This is a genomic window from Microbacterium sp. HJ5 (assembly GCF_054824025.1).
This window is the reverse complement of record NZ_JSYE01000004.1, coordinates 1-24,146: the sequence shown is the minus strand read 5'-3', so window position 1 is coordinate 24,146 and position 24,146 is coordinate 1. Positions and strand designations below refer to the sequence as shown.

The 24,146-nt window shown below is 72.0% G+C and carries 1 protein-coding gene (running past one end of the window); it reads right to left on the bottom strand.

From position 1 onward, the window contains the following. Positions 1-24,099 carry the 5' portion of a beta strand repeat-containing protein gene (locus OB08_RS01345; protein ID WP_461471333.1) on the bottom strand. It extends 12,105 nt beyond the left edge of the window, so only the first 24,099 of its 36,204 coding nucleotides appear in the window; the start codon lies at positions 24,097-24,099; the stop codon falls past the left edge of the window. Between the last annotated feature and the right edge of the window lie 47 nt (positions 24,100-24,146).

Sequence of the window (24,146 nt, the reverse complement as noted above, 5' to 3'; positions counted from 1 at the left end):
CGAGTACCACGTGCCGAGCACCTTGAACCGCACGGTGATGCGGAACCGCAGCGGCACATCGCCGTTGGAGTCGGCATTGCGGGAGTCGGCGCTCACCGACAGGTCGAGGCCGACGCCGAGGCTGATCTCGAACAGCTTGAAGTCGAAGTACACCTCGACGCTCGCGCCGCCGCCGATGAACAGCGTGTACCAGACGATGCCGTTCTGCTCGTGGGTGAGGAACGAGATCTCGAGGTGGAAGTCGCCGCGGATCCCCATGAACGATCCGCCGAGCTGCATGCGGCCCGAGAGCGTCAGGCTGAAGTTGCCGTCGGAGTTCAGGAAGATCGTGCCCGAGAGCCCGAACCCGAAGAACGACAGGCCCGCGTACGCGTCGAGGTACCAGTCGCCCGCGGCGTACGTCGAGTCGCCGGAGCTCGTCTTGCCCACCTCGATCGTGAACCCGGCGTTGAAGCTGAACAGCTTGAGCAGCGTGACCGAGCCGGTGAGCGAGAGCTTGAAGCCGGGGTCGACGCCGTTGCGCAGCATCCCGGTGGTGTTGATGCGCAGCGTGCCGTTCGCCGTCAGGCTGAACACGAACGCATCGGCCGACGCGCTCACCGACACGGCCATCACGAAGCCGTCGCTGTAGATGCCGGCGACGCCGTTGGCGGAGAACTTCAGGCCCGCCAGGTCGAATGCGACGCCGAACGCCATCTCGAAGGCGTTCGAGGCTATCCGGATCTCGGCGAAGCCGCTCCCCCGCGCGAAGCCGAGGAAGTCGATCGAGCCGTCCAGTCGCAGCAGGAATCCGGGGGCCACCGAGGTCGATCCGAAGAGCGCCGTCGCCCCGGTGGTGTTGATGGCGAGGACCGCGCTCACCGAGAAGCCGAGCCCGATCGAGCCGCCGAAGCCGGCGTCGAGCGAGAGGTCGAGACGGGCGACGAGGCCCTTGCCGTTGATGCGGAATCCGCTGTCGCGCAGGACGACGTTCCCGAAGGGCGCGAGCGAGGCGCCGCCGTTGACCAGCAGGCTGATCTCGTTCGCCCCGACCGTGAGCACGAGGTGCCCGTTGATGTCGAGCACGTTCATGACCTTGAGCGACCCGTACATCTCGAGGCGGAAGCCGGCGACGACGTTGATCGTCTGGTTCGCCACGACGAGCTGGCCGCCGGACCGCTGGAACCCTCCGAAGACGGTGACGCCGTTGACGGTCTGCGACTCGACGACGAAGGTGCGGATCTGCCGCGCGCTGGAGAAGGTGTTGATCTCGAGCAGGAACTGGCCGTTGAGGCTCAGGCCGGGGATCGCGTTGACGCCGAGCGTCAGCTGCACGCGGCCCACGACACCCGTCTGCGCTCCGACGTAGACGGCCAGGTTCAGCGCGCCGGTGAGCGATCCGAGGTACGGGATGGTGGTGCCCACCATGCCGTCGACCTTGAGGTAGGCCGTGCCGTTCGGGTCGATCGCCGCGGTGATGCCGACGAAGCCGGCCAGCGTGAACGCCCCGCCGATCGTGAGCTCGGCCTGGATGCTCGCCACGACGTAGACCGCACCGCCCAGGGGCGCCGTCGGGTCGGGCTGGCCGTCGATGCCCGGGGGCGACTTCGGGATGTAGAAGACCGGCGACTGGCCGGGCAGCAGGAGCGGCAGGAAGGCGTTCGGCACGATGAACGTCTGGTCGGCGAGCGTGGTGTTGAAGATGACGTTGACCGAGCCGGTGGCCGAGAACAGCGACCCGATGTCGGGCAGGCCGATGTTGACGCCCTTGGCGACCCGGATGCTGCCCGCGACGCCCGGGATCGCCCCGTTGTCGGTGCGGGTAGAGATCATGAGCACGCCGGTGACCGAGCCGTACTCGAGGCGCGCGGCGCCCGAGCCGAAGGAGAGCGTTCCGGTGAGGAACACGTCCATCGAGGGCGTCGGCGGGTTGGCCGAGATGTTGAGGTACAGGCCGCCCTGCACCCGCAGCAGCTCGGTGCCACCCGGTGCCACGACCAGCTGGCCGAGGATCTGGAAGCCGAAGCTGAAGGGCTGCAGCACGAACGTCTCGGTGAGGTCGCTGCCGCCGGGGCCGACGCCCGGGAGCGTGATGATCTCGGTCTTGACCTCGTTGGTGAGGTTGATGCGCAGCTGCGCCGATCCGTCGAGGTGGATGCCGAACTGCTCGAGCGCCTCGAAGTTGGTCTCGACCGTCGCGACGCCCCAGAACTGCGGGACGGGGTGCATCGGGTTGGTCGACTCGTCGCCGATGAGGAGGACGAAGCGACCGGATGCCGCCCCCAGCGTGCCGAGACCGTAGACGTCGATCTGCCCGGCGAAGGTCAGGATGAAGACGAGCCGCGTGTAGTCGATCTCGAGGACGACGGCGGCCTTGATGTGCAGCAGCGGCTCGTCGAGGAAGTCGCCGGCCTGCAGCATGATGCCGCCGGACAGCTCGATGTAGAACGAGGTGCCCTGCTCGATCGTCCGGAAGCGGGAGCTGCCGCCCGCCGAGAGGTTGCCCGCGGTGTCGTGCCACGCCCCGGCGTTGAACGTCACCGTGACCGTGCCGGCGCTGAGCGCCCCCGACAGGGTGTACGAGTACATCGCGAGGCCGCCGGCGAAGTGGACGGCCGAGTAGGCCAGGGCCTGTGTGCCGCCGCCGGAGAACGAGAGGTCGTTCGATCCGAGCGAGCCGACGTCGACCTGCGCACCGGCCGTCGGCGTGAGGCGGACGCCGAACCAGATGCGCGGCAGGATGACAGCGGCGCTCAGGTCGGCCTCGGTCGTCGCGGCGCCCGTGTGGCTCGCCCCGGCGTACGCGGTGCCGGCCGTGTTCTGCCAGCTGCCGTCGATGAAGGTGATCGTGAGGTTGCCGGCGAGGTGCCCTGCGAAGAAGTAGCGGTAGGTCGAGCCGCTGACGAGCATGGCCGCACCGATGACGACGAGCTCCACGCCGTTCGCGGTGATCCTGATCTCGGCGTCGGCGTCCGTGATGCTCGCGCGATCGATGCCCACGCCCGCCAGGGGGCCGAAGGTGATGTCGACCCAGCCGCGCCCGGCGAGGTCCTTGACGTCGACGACCGAGCCGGGCGTCGGGTCGGCGAGGCCCGAGGTCGGGGCGGTGAGGGTGAAGCCCTCGGTCTCGGCGGAGTTCAGGCGACCGCCGATGTCGGCGAAGCGGCCGGCGACGAAGGTGACGGTGTAGGCACCGGCGGCGAGCGTCGCGGTGAACGCGTAGCGGTAGACGTCGCTCGTGCCGACCCGGACGGGCGCCGAGAGGGCGATGAGGTTGCCGGCGGCGTCGCGGAACTCGATCTCGTCGCCGTTGATCGTGGAGTGGTCGAGGGCGAAGCCGGACGATCCCTGGAAGCGGATCTCGAGGTACTTGAGGGCGTTGAGGAGGTCGCGGCCGATGGACGAGCCCGAGAGCGGCAGCGGGACCTGGTCCACCGCGGGGGTGGTCGGGTCGTCGCCGGTGCGGATGACGTCCGCGGTCGAGCCGACGACGAAGAAGGACTGGGTCACGGTGGTGCCCGCGGGGGGTGCGCGCGCCGGGCTGATGTCGAAGGCCGTGAGGTCGAAGATGAGGTCGACGCGGCCCGCGGTGAACGTGCCGTCGAGCAGGTAGCGCCACACGTTTCCGCCGAGGGGCACGACGCCGATGATCTGGACGCCGCCGCCACCGGGACCGCTGATGGTGAACTCGTTGCCGGTGATCGAGCCGGGCACGATCGTCCAGGTCTCGCCGCCCACGGCGACGGGGGGCGTGAACGTCACGTCGAGGTAGGTCATCGTACGGCTCGGCAGCGTGACCGGCGCGGGCACACCGGCCTGCGTGCCGCCGGTCGGGGTCGCCCCGGTGTAGGGCGTCGTGCCGTCGGGCAGGGTGTAGCTCCACGCCGACGGGTCGAGCGTCACCGTGACGACGTCTCCCGCCTCGAGCGGGCCCGAGAGCTGGTAGCGGATCCAGACCACGCCGTCGACGACCTGCAGCAGCGTCGCGCCGGTGACGGTCAGCACGACCGGCGAGCCGGCGCGCAGCACGGTCAGGGTGAACTCGGACCCTCCGTCGAGCAGCGTCGCCGGGTCGATGCGCAGGCCGGTCGGCGCCGTGAAGGGCACGTCGATGTAGTCGCGGGTCGGTGCGGTCGAGGCATCCGGAACCGACGCAGCCGCAGACGCGTAGCTCGCGGACGTCGCCGAGACGGTCACGGCCGAGCTGGACTGCGAGGCGTCGGCGCGCTCGACGATCACGGGGATGAGGAACTGGAGTGCGCTGGACCCCTGGCGGACGGCCCGGGTGGTGTCGCGGTCGATCGTCCAGCCGGCGGCGGCGGTGAAGCCGATGGCGCCGAGGCGGGCGAGGACGGATGCCGCGTCCAGCGCGTATCCCGCCGGGAAGCCCGCCGCGGCGGCGTCGGGGAAGGTCACGACGAGGTCGGTCGACCACACCAGGCTCGTTCCCGACTGCGGGAGGATCGCCGCGGTCGGCGTCACGGATGCGGTGTACGCCCACGTGCCCGCGAGGCGCGTCAGCGTGATCGCGTGCCCGGCCTCGTACTGCCCCGTGAGCCAGTAGCGGATGCGGATGGTGCCGGGCGTCACCGTGGTGACCTGGATCGGTGCACGGGTGGCGTCGAGGGCGATGGTGCCGAGCCCCTCGCCGTAGAGCTCGAACTCGGCGGCGAGGTCGAGGATCGACGCGAGGTCGAGGGCGCGGCCGTTGACGGCGGCGGCGAAGTCGATGTCGATGAACGCGGTCGGCGAGACGGTGAGCACCTGACCCGGCTGCGAGCCCGCCGTGACGGCGCCGGTGTAGCCGATGTTCGCCGCGGTCAGCGCGCCGGTGAGGGCCCCGGCAGAGCCGAAGGTCGTCACGATGACGGGGACGCGGAACTCGCCGGGCGTTCCCGTCGCGGTCACCGCGACCGACGGGTCGACGGCGACCGCCCAGCCCGAGCCCGCGAACGAAAGACCGTTGAGGCGCTTGACGATCGACTCCGGGTCGATCGAGAAGCCGGCGGGCACGCCCAGCTCGCCGCCCACGGGGAAGCGCACGCCGACCGTGGTGCGCACCGGGAGCGGGGCCGGCTGGCCGTTCGACGCGGTCGGGCGGACCGGCTCGTCGGTGATCGCGACAGCACCCGTCACGGTGAGCAGGTACGACCAGCTGCCGGTGAGGAAGGTCAGGTTGACGGCGCCCGTCGTGGCGAAGCGGCCCGTGAGCCAGTAGCGGTAGGTCGCGGTGCTCGCCGTCGACGAGACGAGCATCGGAGCCTGCGCGCCGTCAACCTTGATGGTGCCGAGACCGGCGCCCGAGAGCTGGAACTCGGCGCCGAGGTCGGTGATCGAAGCCGGGTCGATCCGGAAGAGCGACGGGTTGGTGAACGTGACCTGGATCCACGCGCGGCCGTTCACGACGTTGATGTCGACCTTCGCGCCGGGCATCGGGTTCGTCACGGTCGCGGTGGCGCCCACCACGGTGAAGGCGAGGGTGGTCACGGCGCTGCTCGCGCCCGTGGTGGTGCCGGCCGAGGTGGTGAGGTCGGCGTTCTTGACCGCGCCGGCCGCGAAGCGCAGCTCCCAGCGGCCCATGCCGAGGGCGGCGGTGCCGATCGCGTAGCGGAACCGCGTCGTGCCGGTGATCCGCACCGCGGTCTCGAGCAGGTTCGCGCCCGGTTCGAGGTCGGCGACCTTGATCACGTCGACCCGGGAGCCCGCGAGCATGTAGTACGCGCCGGTGGCGTCGGTGAGCAGCTCGACGAAGACGATGCCGCTCGGGGTCGTGACCGCGACGATCGGCACGGGCTTGCCGGTGACGGTGTTGCGCTGCACGCCGCCGAACCAGAGGGTGAACTCGTTGTCGGTGTCGAGGATGCGCGACAGGTCGAGCGTCGCCCCTGCCGGCGGCGTGTAGGTGACGTCGATGTGCTTGACCGAGCCGTTCGCCCCGTTGACCACGCCGACGTCGACGCTGCCGCCGTCGGTGGTGGGCGATCCGAGGCCGATGCCGGGCGCCGTGCCGGTCGCGATGGGGTCGAGTCCCTCGACGACGTCGAAGGTCACCTCGTTGCCGGACGAGTTGCGGAAGCCCATCTTGAGCTTGCCGTAGAGGGTCAGCAGACGCACCTGGTCGGGGAAGTCGGCGAGGAACAGGATCACGACGTTGCCCGTCGCCACCTTCGACAGGTCGGCGTACAGGCGCCCGCTGATCGAGATGTTGTCGGCGGCGAAGTTGAGCTTGCCGACGATGAGGATCTTGCCGTCGGTGGAGATCTTGATGATGACCTGGCCGTTGAAGACGGCCTGCGACGTGTAGATCGAGAAGATCTTCGCGGATCCGGTGATCACCATCGGCGACGTGAAGGCGGCGGCGAACCCGCTCTGGCCGGGCGTCTGCGAGATCGTCTTCGCCTGGAGCGCGACCTGCTGCTGCAGCCCGAGCAGCCACTGGTCGGCGGTGAGCACCGTCGGCAGCTGGAACGCCGAGGACCGCAGCGCGAGCGGGTCCTCGATCGACGGCAGCGTCTTGAAGAACTCGACGCCGCCCGCGAAGTCGTTGATCGTGAGGCCGGACGTCGGCTCGAGCAGGATGCCGCCCGGCACGTTGACGCTGAGGTAGACCTGCAGCGGTCCGAGTTCGGAAAGACCGAGACGGATGCCGAAGCCGGCGAGCCCCGCGATCGAGATCGTGCCCTCCAGCCCGAGGTAGAACACCCGCTGGTGCACGGGCGTCGTCGTGTCGAAGACGCCGATGATCGAGTAGTTCGAGTCGAGCTTCAGGATGCCGCCGACGAGCCCGGCCGACACGTCGCCGCCGAACATCTTGCCCTTGATCGTGACGCCGATCGAGTCGATGCCGATGATCGGGAACTTGCCCTCGAGCAGCAGCGACGGCTGGATGCGGATGCCCTGGATCGCGCCGCTGATCTGCAGGCCCGACAGCCCCTGGATGCCCGTGACGCTCGCCGAGAGGATGAGGACGAAGTCGCCCGGCGCGTTCTCGACGTCCGCCCACTGGATGCCGATGGCGTCGAGGCGCACCGGCAGGAAGGTCGGCCACTTGAACGACTCCCCCGTCGCCGAGCCGACCGACAGGAACACGCCGAAGCCGGAGAGCGCCTTGAACGAGCCGTTGCCCAGGATCGCGAAGTTGCGTCCTTCGCCCGCGATCTCGAGCGAGCCGATCGTGACCTTCGCGCCGACCGCCTGGAACGACACCATCGTCTCGGTGCCCTCGGCGCCGGTGTCGAGGCGGAAGTCCCGGGCGGTCAGCGTCACGTAGGTGCCCAGGCGGATCTCGAGGGTGTCGACGGTGAGCTGGAACGCGTCGACCCTCCCCTCGGTGAACGTGAGGGCGATGCGGAACGCCTCGTCGTCCATCGTGCCGTCGGGGCGCCGGTCGTCGGTGGTGACACGATCGGTGAGGGTCGCGCCGAACGGCCGGCCCGGGAACAGCTTCGCGCCGCCCGTCGCGATGTAGATGACGCCCGTGAAGCCGGCGCTGCCGCTGACCCCGTTCGCCGGGAAGCGCACCTCGAGTCCCGAGACCCCGACCCGGATGTCGTCGAGCTCGAGGATGCCGCCGAACGTGATCTTGCGGTCGGGTGCGGTGGCCGTGAGCGCGTTGCCGGGGTCGGGCGTGCCGGTGGTCGGGGGCAGGCCGTAGGCGAGTTCGGCGGTGCCGAGCTTGAAGCCGTTGCCGTAGACCACGAGGCCCGGGACGACGCCGACGCCGAGGGCCTGGTCGTTGTTGGCCGAGATGTTCGACGACGCGGCCGGGTCGTACGGGCGCAGAGATCCCGTGATCCCGAACGACGGGAAGGTGATCGTCGCCGTGTTGACCCGGACGATCTCCTGATCCGCCGGGCCCTTCGGGTCGTAGTTGACCTTGATCCCGGTCGCCTGCAGGCGGGCCACGTTCGGGATCTGCGCGTCGAGCGCGGCGACCTGCAGCCCCCACTTGCCGGTGAGGCGGATGTCGACGTCGCCGCCGAGCAGACCGAACACGTCGACGGCGAGCTCGAACGAGCCCATGAGCCCGATCAGGTCGACGGTGACGCCGGACTGCGTCTGTGCGCTCGACGGGGCGCCGGTCGCCGGGCTGCCGCCGAACGCGAGCGATGCGCGCTGCACGCCGAGGATCACCGAGACGAGCACCTTGCCATCGGCGAATCCGAAGCCGCCGAGGCCGACGGTCGGACCCTGCAGGGTGAGCGGTCCGAGAGCGATCGGCCCGCCCTCGGTCATCTCCCCCGCACTGCCGGCGGTGACGGCGAGCGTGAGCGTCTGGGCGGTGTTGTACGCCGGCGCGCCGCCGGTGCCGCTCGCGACCCGTCCCGCGGTGAGGGCGATCGTCACGTTGCCCGAGCCGCTGAAGAGGCCGAGGGTGTTGTTCGGGTTCTTGTCCTTGAGGAAGTACCGGTACGTCACCGACGTGGCGCCCGCCGCGGCGCCGGCGATCAGCAGCGGCGCACCGACGATGATCGGCGTCGCGCCGTTCATCGCGAGGTCGCCGACGAGCCCCGAGATCGTGAACGGCGCCGTCGGGTTGGCTTCGATGACGGACTTGACGATCGGGTCGGGCGTGCCGCCGGTCGTCGCCGGCAGCGACGTGTACGTGACGTCGATGTAGCCCTGGGCGTTGAGCTGCGTCAGGCTCACGCTCGGCGTGACGAGCGACGCGACCGGTCCGGGCTTCTGGCCGGGCGCGGCGGGCACGAAGACGTAGAAGGTCTCGACCTCGCCCACCAGCGGAGCGGTCACCCCGTTGTGGGTCGCGGTCACGGTCCCCGCGACGAACCGCACGCTCACGACGGCGGTGCTCGGCAGCGCCGGGCCGCTGATCGCGTAGAGCCAGGTGTTCGCCTTGCCCGACACCGCGGTCGGCACGGGATTCACCGTCCAGGTTCCGGATGCCCCGGCCACGGTGACCTCGATCTCGGGTGCGCCGCCGTCGGTGACGCTCGCGAGGTCGATCGTGCCGTCGGTCGTCGAGAAGGTCACCTCGAGGGTCGTGAGGCTCGTGTTCGTGTGGAGGCCGCCCCGCAGCGGAGTGGCGAGGTTGCCCGACACGACGACCGGGAGGTCTTCGTGCGTGGGCGGCGTGGGCGCTGAGCTCGGGAAGAGCGCGAAGTCGGTGACGCGGAAGCTGCCGAGCTGGAATCCGGTGAGCGGCGAGATCGAGAAGGTCGCGAACCCGGCGAGGCTCACGATGTTGGTGCCGCCGCTCTTGACGAGCGCAGTGGCATTCCACAGCGAGATGTCGAGTGCGCCGTTGGGCTGACGGGCGAGGCGCAGCGAGCCGCCGAGGGTGACGACGTCGCCGGCGGTGATGACGACGTTGCCGGCGGTGAAGCTGAAGGCCCCGGCGGCGACCGCTCCGGTCATCGTGCCCATGTCGGCGAGCGTGAAGGACTGCGAGCTCGAGGTGTTCACCTGGAACGCCACCGTGCCGCTGATGCCGAGGCCGTCGAGACCCAGGAGGGCGATCGTGCCCGTCACGCGCATCGCCCAGCCGTCCGCGGCCGTGGCCCCCTTCTTGAAGGCGACCGACGCGTTCTTGATGAGCACGCCGACGGCGTCGGAGCGGATCGTGCCGTCGTCGTTGATCCCCGACCCGATGAAGAGCTCCAGCCCGGTGCCCGAGAAGGCGTCGGAGCTGATCGCGAACTGGCCGGCGCGGATGGCGAGCACGCCGCCGAAGTTGAAGCTCAGGTCCTGCACGATGAACTGGAAGCGCGGGGCGGCCGGCACGTCGATCGTGAGGGTCTCGGTGCCCACGACGACCGACTGCTTCACGGCCGCGCCGGTGGTGTTGATCGTGAAGCCGATCGAGGCGTTGAGCCCGAACGATCCGGCCGCCACCTGCGCCTTGCCGGTGATGATGCCGGCGACGCCTCCGGTCGACGTGGTCGCCGACGGGCTCGTCGAGGTCGTCGCGCCGGGCGAGAACACGACGAGGAAGCCCGAGCCGCCGACGATTCCGGGGTTCGTGCCGCCGATGCTCTGGCTCGAGTCGAGCGAGACGTTCGCGAGGGCGATCTTGGTGATCTGGTTCGGGGCCTGGCCGATGCGCTCGAAGGCGAAGTCCGCGCGGATCGTGATGCCGCCCGAGCCGCCGATGCCGATGACGATGTCCTTGGCCGCCACGCGGACGAAGGGTCCCTTCGGGAGCGACAGCACGCGGACGTTCGCCTGGAGCAGCGGACGGTTGCCGTTCGCGAGCCACGTGACGGTGTAGCCCCCGGCGATCTCGGCGACCGTCGCCACGCCGGCGCCGAGCAGGTCGTCGACGGCGGCCTGCACGGCCGCGGCATCCGCTCCCACGTCGATCGCGTCGCTGATCTCGCTCGTCTCGAGCGTGCCGTCGAGGTCGGCGTCGATCGCGAGGGTGAAGGTGCCGGTGGTGCCCTCGACGAGGATCTGCTGCACCTCGGCGCGCGAGGCGGTGCCGTCGATCGGGGTGGTGACGGTGACGCCGGCGAACTGGAACACCTCGTTGACGACCACGCCCTGGCCTGCCACCAGGATCGAGTTGAGCTGCAGCGTGAGGTCGGCCGTGATGGTCAGGGGCAGACCGCGCAGGTCGACCGCGCCGGAGACCTCCCCCGCCATGCCGTTCGGCGTGATGAGGAACGCGCCGCGCCCCTCATCGAGCCACAGGCCGACGTCGTTGGGCGTCGAGTCCGTGGCGGTGTCGATCCCGTCGCCGCCCTCGTCGCCGATGAACAGCTGCACCTCGGTGAACGCGATCCGCACGATCTTGGCGCCCGAGGCGGTCGTCTTCTGCTCGAAGAGCGCGACGCCGCGCAGGGTCTGTCCGAGGATCGTGAGCGCCGCGGCCTTGCCGGTGCGGCCCACCTGCACCAGGAGGGTGTTCTTCGCGACGACGAGAGGGACCGACGACGGGCCGATCTGGACGGAGGTGCTGACGTCGGCCGTCGTGTTGTTGATCTTGACGATCACGTCGGCGTCGACCGTCACGCCCGGCAGCACGGCCGGGTTCAGCACGATCGAGGCGCTGATGGCGCCCGCGATGCCGCTGCGCGTGACGAGGAGCGCGCCCGAGGCGATCCTCGCGGTGACGTAGGTCTGCGTGCCGTCGCCGAGCGCGAGCTCGACGTCCTTCAGGCCGAGGGTGATCGCGCCCGTCGTGCTGTTCTTCGCGAAGGCGAAGTCGCCGGTGAGCCGCTGGCCCATGACCTCGAGCGCGATGTCGAGGCCGGCCACCGCGACGCCGCTCTGGACGGGAGTGCCGTCGAGCGAGTAGGTGGCGGCGAGCGTGTTGATCTGCACCTCGAGCGTGCCCGAGAACGAGACGCCGGGGATCAGCAGCTCGACCGTGGCCTGGACGCGACCGACCACGCCGCCCGCCACCGAGCCGGTCTTCGGCACGATGTCGAACGCCCCCGACCCGTCGCGCACGACGACGATGTCGCGGTCGGGCGTGCCCAGGCGCAGGCCCACGTTGGCGAAGCGGATCTTCTGGCTCGTCGTGTCGTCGCCCGTGCCCAGCGTGCCGTCGGCGCCGATCGCCGTGATCTTCTCGTACGAGACGTCGGCGGTGAGCTGCTGGCCGGCGATCGTCAGCGCGAGCCCGGTGACGCCGACCTTCAGGTAGGGCCCCGCGGGCAGCGAGAGCGTCAGGGTCTCACCGCCGACGATGAACTCCTCGTTCACCGCGACGGCGACGAGCTTGCCGCCGACGGTGCGGCGCATGTTGCTGATGTCGACGCCGACGGTCGCGACGGCCTGGATGCCGGCGCCCAGGCGGATCGACGCGGTGGCCGAGATCCGCCCGCCGAAGCCCTCGGCGGTCAGCAGCAGCAGGGCGGTTCCGCCCGTGAGCCGGATGCCGGTGTCGTCGGCGACGTCGACGGCGGCAACCCCGGGCGTGCCGCCGTCGTCGCCGACGAAGAGGGAGACGTTCGTCGCCGCGATGCGCAGCACCTTCACGTCGTCCGTTGTGCCGGCCCGGCGGTCGGGCCCCGCCCCCTGCACCTGCTCGAACTGGAACGTGCCCGAGATCGACTGGCCGAACACCGTGATGCCGCCGGTGACCGACACGCGCACGAACCGGCCGGCGGGCAGGTCGAGGTTCACCGGCCCGACCGCGGTCTTGACGGCGTTCGGCGCGGTGTTGACCTGCAGCCGCACCACGAGGCCCGTGCCGAGCGAGAACGGGATCGAGCCGAGCCCGACGAGGTTCACGGTCGCCGAGATGTCGACGGCCATGCCGGCCCCGGTGAGCAGGAAGGCCCCGGTGCCGTTCGTGAGGCGCACGCCGACGTCGTCGCCGTCTCCGGCGCCCTTCGGGTCGCCGAGGAAGAGCGACACGTTCGTCGCCGAGACCGCGATCACCCGTGCGGTGCCCGCGCCCGCCTGGGTGAACGTGAAGTCACCCCGCAGCTGCTGCCCGGCGATGTCGATTGAGAGGGCGGTGGCGGCGATCGAGAACTGCGACGTGGCGGTGTTGATCGTGAGCCGCATCGTCGCGCTCGCGGAGGCGCCCGGGACGGTGAGGGCCACGGTGCCGTCGAGGTGACCGGACATTCCTGCGGGGGCGAGCGTCAGGGTGCCCGCTCCCCCGCTCAGCGTGAGGATGTCGGTCGATCCGTCGCCGATGCGCAGTCCGACGTTCGCCATGACGATCTCGGTCGTGGCGCCGTTCTGCTGGAAGGCGAAGTCGCCGGTCAGCGACTGCCCGGCGATCGCGAGGGTCACGCCGGTGCCGGATACCCGGATGCCCAGGTTGCCGGCGAGGTCGAGCGCGACGGTGCGCGTGCCGATCGTGACCGACTCGGCGACGCGACTGGCCGACTGGTTCATGGCGACGGCGAAGGAGCCCGAGATCGTGACGCCGTCGGGCAGCAGCTCGCCGAGGTCGAGCGTGCCGCCGATGGTCATGGCCATGCCGGCGGGCGTGAGCACGATGAGGCCGTCGACGCCGGTGAGGATCGGGGCTCCGGCGCCGAGGGCGACGGAGCCTCCTGCGACGGCGATCACGGTGCGGGTCGCGCCGGTCGAGCTCGTCGCCTGCTGGAAGAGGAGGGATGCCGTGAGCGTGACCCCGCCGATGACGATCGCGATGTCCTCGCCCGCGATCCGCAGGTAGGGGCCCGCCTCGAGGCGGGTCGCGCCGGAGTCGGCGAGCACGACGGCCTGCGTGGAGCGGTTGATCTCGAGGCGCAGCGAGGTGGCCGAGATCGTGACGCCGCCGCCGAGCGAGATGCTCGTGCCGTCGATCTGCAGCACGCCGGCCAGGCCCGCGGGTCCGATCTGCAGGGCGCCGGCGAAGTCGATGGTGCCGATGGGCGCTCCGAAGTCGGCGGTCGCCTCGATCGCCACGTCGACGATGCGCGCGCCGCCGACCGTGCGCTGCGAGAAGGTGAGCTCGCCGTCCGTGAGCGCGAAGCCGCCGATGTCGATCGTGATGGCCGTGCCGGTGACCGACATGACGGGTGCTGCGGGGTTCGTCGTGTCGAGCGCGACGTGCACGGTGCCGGTCATGAGCACGCCGGGAACGGTCACCGTGAGCGTGCCCTCGACGTCGACCTCGACGCCTGTGGCGGTGATCGTGAAGGTTCCGCTGCCGCCGGTGAGCGCGACGAAGTCGGTGGTCCCGTCGCCGAAGGCGGCGCGCGCGTTCGCGATCGTGACGACGGTGCCGGCGCTGGACTGCGTGAAGGTGAAGTCCCCCGACAGTCGCTGGCCGGCGACGGCGATCGCGACGCCGGCGCCCTCGATGCGCAGGTACGGGCCGACGGGCAGGTCGAGCACGACGGTCGTCCCATCGACCTCGAAGACCTCGTCGACCTCGGCGCCCGAGTTGACCGCGACAGTGAAGGTGCCGCTGAACTGCGCCAGGTCGCCGGGCACGAGGAAGCGCACGGTTCCGCTCACGCGCCCCGCGAGGCCGGCAGAGGTCATCACGAACACGGCCGAGCCGTCGGTGAGCCGCACGCCCGCCGTGTCCGTGCCGAGCGAGAGCGTGAGCGCCGTCGCGATGAGCACGGTCGTGCTCGGCACCGGGGTGCCCGCAGGCGCTCCCGGCGCGACCTGGCCGCGCACCTGCGAGAAGACGAACACGCCGCTGAGGGTCTGGCCGGCGATCTCGAGGGTGGCCGGCGCCGCGAGCGTGCCGACCTGCACGCGCACCGAGCTCGGCGGCAGCACGACGCCCTGCACGGTCCGTGCGGTGGTCGCGGTGTTGAGCTGCAGCACGACCGTGCCGTCGAGGTCGAAGGCGTCGCCCGCGTTGAGCGTGAGGGTGGCTGTGAGCACCGCCGCGAGGCCGCCCGGCGTGAGGTCGAGCTGGCCGGTCGCGATCGTGGCGACCGCGACGCCGTCGCCGAGGTTGAGGGTGAGCGGAGCGCCGCCGTCGCGTGCGGCGCTGCCGAAGCGGATCCGGATGCCGCCGCCGGCGAGCGTCTCGAACGCCATGGTCCCCGTGAGAGACTGCCCGGCGACGCCGAGGGCGAGGTCGCCGATCACGAGGATGTGCGGGGCGCCCGCCGCGCCCTCGGCGACCGTGACGGCGTCGTCGCCCGAGCCGAGCACCTGCTCGGTGGTCGTCTCGTTGAAGAAGACCGAGGCGGTGCCGCCGAGCGTGACACCCGGGATGCCGACGAGGGCGACGGTGCCCGAGATCGCGACGACGCGGCTGCCCGCGGTGCCCTTCGCGAAGCCGTTGACGTTCGTCAGGAACAGTCCGACCGCGAACGGGTTGGGGGCGTCGTCGTCGACGAAGCCGGGCCCCTGGCCCACGAACACCGTCAGGCCCGAGACCGAGATCTCGGCGCCGCTGAAGGCGATCGAGCCGACGATCTCGACGAAGTCGCCGAGCTTGATCGAGCCCGAGACGGCGAGGGCGATGAACGGGCCACCGGCACCGGCGACCTCTTCGGCCGTGAACGAGAGCGGGACGCTGATGCCGCCGACGACGATCGTCTGGTCGACCGCATCCGGCGTGCCGTTGTAGCGGACCGCGACGGTGGCGTCGGCGTTCAGGCCCCCGCCGGCCACCGCGACCGCGCCGGAGAAGGTGCCGACGATGCCGTTCGCCTTCAGCAGGAAGGCCCCGACGCCGTCGGTGATGCCCACGGCCGAGCTCTCGCCCTCCGGAGTGAGCGAGACGGTGACGCCGCTGAACGCGATGGTGGTCGTGCCGGTCGCAACCGAGCGGCTGAGCAGGAAGCTGCCCGAGAACGACGGGCCGCCGCTCACGCCGAGCACGCCGCCGGTGACGGCCACGTGCAGGAAGGGCCCCGCGGGCAGGTCGATGCCGAGGTCGGTGCGGCGCAGCGCCGCGCCGGTCGTGTTGATCGCGAACTCGACGTCGCCGCCGAGGGTGAGTCCGGGAAGCGTGAAGACGCCCGTGGTGCTGCCCGAGAAGCTCGCGGCGATGCCGGCGGAGGTGACGAGCAGCGCCCCCGACCAGTGGTGGGCGGCCGTCACGTTCACGAACGTGCCGAGCTGGAGCGTGAGGTCGGTGACGGCGAGGGCGACCTCGCCGGCGGGCGTGCGGCTGATGAGGACGCGCGCGGCGCCCAGCGACTGGCCGGCGACGGTGATGCTCGCGTTCGCGACCTCGACCTTGAGCCCCGGCGTCAGCGTGACCTCGTCGGGCTCGCCGGCGTCGAGCACGACGGCGGCCGCGCCGGAGTTGATCTGCACGGCGACGTCGCCCTCGACCTCGAGGCCCGGCACCGTGACGGCGAGCGTGGCCGAGACCGATCCGGCCATGCCGGTCGCGGTGAGGCGGAACGCGCCCTCGATCTCGGTGACGCTCACGAGCGGCGAGGTCGGCGTGCCGAAGCGGATGACGCCGTTGCGGATCGTCAGCGCGAGGTCGGTGCCGTTCTTGACGATCTCTACGTCGCCGGCGAGCGACTGGCCGGCGACCGTGATGACGACGCCGGCTCCCGCGAGGCGCAGGTAGCCGCCGGTGAGCCCAGCCGGAAGGTCGACGGTCTGCGTGCCGGTGCCGACGCGCACCGTCTCGTTCACGCGCGCGGTGGTCGTGTTGAGCTCGAGGACGAGCGTGCCCGCGAGCGCGACTCCGGGAACGCCGCTGAGGGCGACCGTCCCGGAGACGCGGCCCGCCAGGCCTCCTGCGCCGGTGAGCACGAACAGGGCCGAGCCCCCGGTGAGCGTGAGCTTCGCGGCGCCCGCGGCGATCGTGATCTCGACGTTCGCGAGGGCGATCTTGGTCACGGTCGCGTCGTCGGTGCCGCCCGCGACGCCGTCGGCGCCGAACGACGTGGTCTGCTCGAACGCGACGTCGGCGCGGAGCTGCTGGCTGAGGACGGTCAGCACGATCCCGGTGCCCGCGACCCGCAGGTACGGGCCGGCGGCGACGTCGATCGAGACGGTGCCGGCTCCGACCGCGAGCGTCTCGGTGACGCGCGCGTCGGTGGTGTTGACCTCGAGCTCGAAGGCGCCGCTGAGCGAGAAGGCCGAGCCGCCGGCGACGGCGATCTGCACGCTGAGGGCGCCGGCGACGCCGGTCGGCGTGATGACGAACAGGCCGGTGCCGTGCGAGGCGGTCAGCGGGCCGAGCGTCAGGGCGACCTCGGCGAGACCGACGCGCACGACGCTTGCTCCGGCGGGGGTGGTGACCTGCTCGAACGTGACGTCGCCCGAGAGGCTCTGGCCGAAGACGGTGATCTGCAGGTCCTCGCCGCCCACGCGCAGTAGGCCGGCAGCCAGCGGGGCGGTCCACCCTGCGACGGTCTGCCCGGCCGCGGTGGTGTTGAACGCGACGGTGACGGTGCCGGTCACGCTGATGTCGGCGACCCCGAACGCGACGGAGACGGCGATCGCGCCGTAGGTGCCGGCCGGAGTGAGCACGATGGTCGCGGTCGACCCGGTGCCCGATGCCGGCTGGGCGAGCGTGACGAGCGGCGTCTGACCGCCGAGCACGAGGCGCGTGTTGCGCAGCGTGAGCGTGAGCTCGCCGGCGCTGTCGGTGACCTCGATGTCGGTCGTGAGCGACTGGCCTGCGATCGTGAGGGCGATGCCCGTGCCCGCGAGGCGGAAGTACCCGGTCGAGCCGCCCGCGGGAAGCGCGAGCGCGAGCGTCTCGCCGGCGATCTCGAACGATGCGTCGATGGGGTCTGCCGCGTTCGAGAACTCGACCGCGAGGCCGCCGCTAAAGGCGACGCCCGGCACGTCGAGCGCGAGCGTGCCGGTGATGCGCCCGGCGAACGACGACCCGGTGGCGCCGGAGGTCAGCAGGATGAGCGCGGTTCCGCCGGTGAGCTCGAGGGCTCCTCCGCCGAGGCTCAGCTCGACGCCGGTGGCGGCGATCCGCAGCATCCGCTTCGTCGCGTCGGGCGTGCCTGCGGCGGTGAGCGGCGTGACCTGCTCGATCGCGATGTTCGCGCGCAGGGTCTGCTCGAGCACGGTCAGCTCGAGGCCGGTGCCCTCGAAGCGCAGGTAGGCGCCGGCGGCGACGTCGAGGGTCTGCACGGCGGTGCCGACGGTGACGGATGCCTGCACCCGCGTCGCCGTCGTGTTCAGCGTGAGGGCGAGCGAGCCGGTCAGCCCCGCGTCGTCGCCGAGCTGCACCGTGATGGTGCCGGTGATGCGTCCCGCGAGTCCCGTCTGCGTGAGGACGAGGATGCCCGAGCCGCCGGTGAGCCGCACGCCGAGGTCGTCGGCGAGGTCGGCGGTGGTCGTGCCGGGCGTGCCGCCGTCGTCGCCGAGGAAGAGGGCGACGTTCGCGAGGCCGACGACGGTCGTCGTGGTGCCGCCGGACGTCAGGCGCTCGACGGCGATGTCGGCGCGGATCGTCTGGCCGAGCACGTCGAGGTCGAGGCCGGTGAGAGCGACCCGCAGGTACGGGCCGGCGGGCAGCGTCGCACCGCCGACGGTGGCGGGTGCGGCGGCCGTGTTGACGGCGACCTCCGCGACCACGGCGTCGACGCCGAGCGCGGCGATCGTGACGGTGGCGCTCAGCGTCCCGGCGACGCCGGTCGCCCGCACGACGAGGTCGCCGGTGATCTCGCCGAGCTGCACGGCGTCGCCGAAGGCGACCGAGCCGTCGTCGATCGACACCGTCAGGTCGCCGCCGGAGCGGTCGAAGCCGAACGTGCCGCTGAGCGATTGCCCGCCGAACGCGAGGGTCGCGTCGGTGACGGTGAGCTGCGTGACGGTCGTCGTGCCGGCGAACTCGACGAGCACGCCGGGCTCGGTGCTGCCGGGGATGTCGATCGTGTGCGACCAGGCGAGGCCGGTGTCGTTGACGCGCACGCTCGTCGTGCCCGAGATGGTGACGCCGGCGACGCCGATGAGGCTCACGGTGCCCGTCGCGACGAGGGCGTGGCCGGTCTCCGTCGCGATGAGTCCGATCGTCGCGCCCGTGAGCAGCACGCCCATCGCGAGCGGGTTGAGCGCGCCCGACTCGAGGAAGGCGGGGCCGCGCCCGAGGAAGATCGTGAGGCCGGTGGCGGCGACGACGCGCACGACGCGTCCGTCGATCACGGTGTCGCTGAAGGTCAGGTTGCCCTCGATGGTGACGAAGTCGCCGATCGTGAGGGTGAGGTCCGACACCGACAGCGCGAAGATCGTGCCGCCCGCGGCGGGGGCGGCGAGCTTGATGACGAGGCTCTTGCCTCCGACGAGCACCGTGGTGTCGATCGCGGCGGGCGTCGTGTTGACCTGCAGGAGCACCGTGCCCGCGGCCGAGACTCCCCCGCCGCCGAACGACGCCGAGCCCGACAGGAATCCGGCGACGCCGGTCGCGCGGATGACGAACGCCCCCTCGCCGTCGTACAGCGACGGGTCGGCGTCGCTCGCGCCGAGGTACACGTCGACGCCGGTCATCGCGACGACGATCTCGACCGCGCCGCCGGCGCCGACCGCCCGCGTGAACGCGAACGAGCCCTCGATCTTTCCGCCCGCGATCGTGGCCTCGAGGTCGGCGACCTCGACCCGCAGGTACGGGCCGGCCGGAAGATCGACCGAGCCGACGGTGAGCGGCCCGGCCGTGGTGTTGACGGCGACCGAGACGTTCGTGGTCAGGGTGACGAGGTCGGGCACCGCGAGGGCCGCACTCGCCGTGACGCTGCCCGCGACCCCGGTGGGCAGCACGACGAAGCTGCCGGTGATGCCGGTCACGTCGACGTAGGGCGTCGGACCGGCGCCGAACGTGACGCGTCCGCCGGTCACGGCGAGGCGGTAGCTGGTGACCCCCGACGTCACGACGCGCTCGAACCAGATCGAGCCGGTGAGATCGACGCCCGCGACGGCGACCGTCAGGCTCGTGGCGCCGATGCGCACGGTGTTCGCCGTGATCGTGCCGTGGAGCGCGGCATCCGTGTTGATCTCGACGGTGAGGGATGCCGCGTCGACGGCGACGCCGGGGATCGACAGCGTCGGCGCCCCGGTGAAGCTGCCCCACACGCCGGTCGCCCCGACGGTGAGCGAGGCCGTCACCCCGGAGAGGGTCGCGATGCCGTTGCCGAAGTTCAGCGAGCCGCCGGAGACCGAGACGGTGACCGTGCCCGCATCCTTCTCGACCGTGACCGTTCCGGTGAGGCGCTGGCCCGCGACGGTGAGCACGATGTCGGTGCCGGTGAGCTGCAGGTAGCTGCCGTCCCCGGCCGGCAGCACGAGGGCGAGGTCGGTCGCGCCGACCTTGACGGTGGTGTCGACGGCGGCGCCGGTGGTGTTCAGGCGCACAGCCAGGGCGCCCGTGAACGACACCTGCGGCAGGGCGACGACGACGGTGCCCGACAGCGAGGCGGCGATGCCGGTGCCCGTGGCGGTCGACGTCAGCAGCAGGGCGCCGGAGGCGTTCGTCACCGAGAAGACCGTCGTGCCGCCTGCGGCGATGACGAGCGACCCCCGGGCGAGCCCCGCCCGCACGACGGCCTTGCCCGAGGCATCCGCTCCCCGCTCGAAGACGAGGTCGGCCGTGAGCGCCTGCCCGCCGATCGTGAGCGTGGTGTCGAGCGCCTCGACGCGCAGGTACGGGCCGGCCGGCAGATCGCCGACCGCGGCGGCGCCGGTGTTGACGGCGACGCCGACGGCCGAGGCGAAGGCGAACGCGGTGTTGGCGCTCGAGATGCCGGCCGTGAGCCGGCCGGCGACGCCGCCCGCGGTGATCGTGAACGAGCCGGTGATCGCGGTGAGCGAGAGGAGCTCGTTGCCGTCGGCGGTGATGGCGAACGAGCCGCCGTCGACGGTGATGCGGGTGCTGGTGACGCCGGCGGTCGTGGTGCGGGCGACCTCGAAGGAGGTGAAGACGATGGTCTGGCCGGCGAGGGTCAGGGTGACCGGCGAGCCGGTGACGATGACGTGCTCGTCGCCCTCGACCGTGCTGACGTCGAGCGTCAGGGCACCGGTGAAGTCGAGGCCCGGAACGGTGATGCGCAGCGAGCCGTCGAGCTCGGCGGTGACGGCGCCGCCGTCCATCGTGAGGGCTCCGCCGCCGGTGAAGCGGGCGACGCTCGTGGCGCCGTCGCCGAAGTCGAGCACGAGGTTCGACACGACGACGGTGTAGCCGGTCGCGGTCGACGTGAAGACGAGGTCGGCCGTCATCGACTGGCCGCCGACGACGAGCGTCAGGCCGGTGCCGGCGAACGAGCCCTCTTCTCCGGCGGCGAAGGCGATGTCGACGTCGCCCGATCCGTCGGCGAGCACGACCGTCTCGTCCACGGCGCCGGTGAAGCCGTTGACCCGCACGCGGATCGTGCCGGCGAGCGTGACCCCGTCCCACTCGTCGAGGCTCACGGCGCCGGAGGCGTCGAGCGCGACGTGCGTGCCGCCGGCGCCGGCCTCGAGGTACAGGCCGACGACCGCGCCCGAGACGTGGAGCCCGTCGCCGAGGTCGAGCGCGAGGTTGCGCGCGGCGACGGCGACCGCGGTCGTCCCGGCGGCGGTGTCGATGTCGAGCCGGCCGGCGAGCGTCGCGGTGAGCAGCCCCGTCGCGACGACCGTCACGGCGAGCGAGCCGGAGACGCCGGTGCCCCCCAGCACCAGCGTTCCCGTGCCGCCCGACAGGACGGCGCTCTGCTCGCTCCCCGACGCGAGCGTCGCGGCGAGGTCGGTGACGGCGAGGGTCGTGATGCCGCCGGCGCGCGTGATCCGCACCGCGCCGGTGAGGTCGACGCCCGCGACGTCGAGCGCGAGGTGGGCCGACAGCACGACGCCCTCAGCACCGCTGTAGGTGAAGGCGCCGTCGGTGAGCGTGAGGCCCGCGTCGCCCGTCGTGACCGTGCCGCCGGTGAGCTGGAACTCGACGTCGCCGGTGTCGTCGCGCGAGGTGAGGGTGAGCGAGCCGCCCGAGATCTCGACCTCGCCGCCGAACACGGCGGTGACGCCGGTGGCGGTGATCACGAGGTCGGCGCCGCCCTGCGTGAGGGTGGCCGCGGTGACCTCGAGCGACGCGACGTCGCCGCCGCCCGACGTGACGTCGATGCCGAACGTGGTGTCGGAGCCGAGCGGCCCGAGCTGGATGAGCAGCGACCCCGCGTCGAGCGTCGCGGCGTTCGTGAGCGTGTAGGTGGCGGACACGTCGGCCGTGGCGCGGATGCGCAGCGCGCCGACGCTGAGGTCGAGTTCGATGCCCGCGCTGAACGAGGCCGTGCCGCTGTACGGCCCTGTGCCCGACAGCGAGCCGATCGAGAGCGTGATGTCGGTGAGGGTGAGCGCGTCGCCGAGGCTCAGGTCGCCGAGGTTCTGGGTGAACGTCTGGCTCTGCAGGTACGACTGGAGCTGGGCGACGATCAGGCCGAGGAGACCCGCGAGCGGCGAGCCGGCGACGTAGTCCGAGAAGTGCGGCAGTGCCGCGGTGATGGTGCCGGTCCGCGTGTCGACGGTGGTCGCGATCGCCTGCACCGATCCGTCGGGTGCGACGTACCAGATGCGGGATCCGGATGCTGCGCCCCCGACCGCGATCGTGAGCACGGGGTCGACGCGGAACGTCGTGATCTCGGCGCCGGTGCGGGCGTCGAACGCGCGCAGGTCGTAGACCGACGAGGTCGTGAGGAGGCCGCGGACGCTGCCGGTGCGGGTGGTGATGACGACCCAGGCGTCGGCCGGGAGGGCACCGGGCGCGAACGTGAGGGTCGCGGCTCCGAGGGCCAGGGTCCCGCCGGTGCGGGCGGAGACGAGGACCGCTCCGGCAGGCGGCGTGATCGCCGGCGTCTGCGCGGGGGTCGAGATCGTGAGGGTGGACTGCGGGTCGAGCAGGGTGATCGCGGCGTCGATGTCGACGTCGGCGGTCGTGGTGGCCTGTCCGGCGGCCGGAGGCCCGCGGCCCGCCTGCACGTACACGTCGTCGCCGGCGAAGACCGGCGAGTTCACGGCGACGACCGCGGTGCGCTGCAGCAGCGGCAGCACGTAAACATCGGCGGCGGTGGCGCCGTCGAAGCCGCGTCCGCCGGCCGAGCCCGAGCCGGTCGAGGTCGCCGTGAGCACGACGGCGCCGTTGGAGCGCAGCGGCACGGCGGCTCCGCCGAGTCCGCGGCCGAGCGCGGTCGAGACGTCGGCGAGCACGACGGCCGCAGCGGCGGCGTGCACCGACAGCACCTTCACGGCGAGGGCGCCGGCGGCGGCGGCAGGGCCGGACGCGCCGCCGAGCGCCGAGAGCAGGGCGACGGGCGACGCGAGTCTCGTGAGCCGGGCCGGACCGGCAGCGACCAGGGCGCTGGTGTCGGAGCGGCCGACGGCGACGAGGCGCACAGCGCCGCCGGTCGTCGCGGCGCGGTCGAGCAGCACGCGCACGTCGTGGACGCCGAGGACGAGCGCGGCGCCGGTGCCGGTGGCGCGGGCGGTCGCCGCCTGCGTCGCGGCGAAGTCGAGGTCGCCCGAGAGGGCGAGGGCGCGGCCGGCCTTGGCGGCCGCCGACGTGTCTGCGGCGGACGACACGAGCGACCAGCCGGTGCCCCCGTCGGCCAGCGTGCTGTGCGTCGTGGTGGCGCGGAGCGCCAGGTCGTCGGCTCCGGTCAGCGCGGCATTCTGCGCGATCGTGCCGGCGGCGACATCGCGCACGACGAGGGCGGCGACGCCGCCGTGCGCGCCGGTCGCGTCGGCGACCGCCGTCAGCGACGAGTCGGCCTGGAACGTCACGTCCGCACCGCCGACGCTGAGCTGCGCGTCGGGCCCGAGCTGTGCAGCCGTCTCGACGAAGGCGCGGCCGACGGCGATCGAGCCGCCGGGCGCGGCGCCCGCCGCGAGGGTCGTGAGCTCTCCTCCGCCGGCGTTGGCCCCGCGAACGCCGGCAGCGGTCACACGGACCGAGCCGACGGCGGTGGCGACGACGAACACCTCGGCGGCGTCGATGGTCTGGTGGCCGTCGACGAGGGCGTGGGTCAGGCGCTTGAGGTCGACCTCGGCGAGACCGGCACCGCCCGCGTTCGACGACACGGCGACGCCCGACGCGGCGTTGCGCGCTTCGATGCGCACCGCTCCGGGGGTCGAGATCGACGATTCTCCGGCGATGCGGGCGACCGCGGTCGAGACGCCCTTGACGATGGCCGAGGCGCCCGAGGCGAGGAAGTCGGCGAGCGAGTCCGCGCGCAGGATGACGTCGCCGCTCGCGACGATGTCGGCGTCGACGAGGCTCACCGCGGCGGCCGAGCTCCCGCGGGCGCCGGAGGTGTTCGCCGATGCGGCGCTGAGGGTCACGTCGCCTCCGCGCAGGGTCGCGCCGGTGACGGAGACGGATGCCGCGGCATCCGCTCTGCCCTGTCGTACGTCGCCGGCGGCCAGCGTGATGTCGCCGTCGCGCTCGGCGCCCGTCGTGTCGACGACGGCACCGGTGGCGACCGTGACCGTGCGGCCCTCGATCGTCAGGTCGGCGCCGGGCAGCGAGATCGAGCCGGAGACGGCGATCGAGCCCGAGCTCTGTACGAGCGCGGCGAGCGTGGGCGCGAGGGCGGAAAGGCTCGCGACGAGCGAGTCGAGCCGGAGGCGTCCGCCGTCGCCCGAGAGGGTCGCGGCGCCGGTGAGGCCGATGAGGCGCAGCGCCTTCGCGGCGCCCTGGATGGCGAGCGAGAGTCCGACAATGCCCGAGAAGTCGACCGTGAACTCGGCGGCGCCGTCGGCTCCGCGCACGACGACGGCCGAGAGGCCGGCGGCCGAGACCGAGGTGGCGGCACCCGACGCCGGCGTGAACACCACGCGGCCGTCGCGCAGGCGCAGGCTGCCTTTCGCGGCGTCGGCCGGGG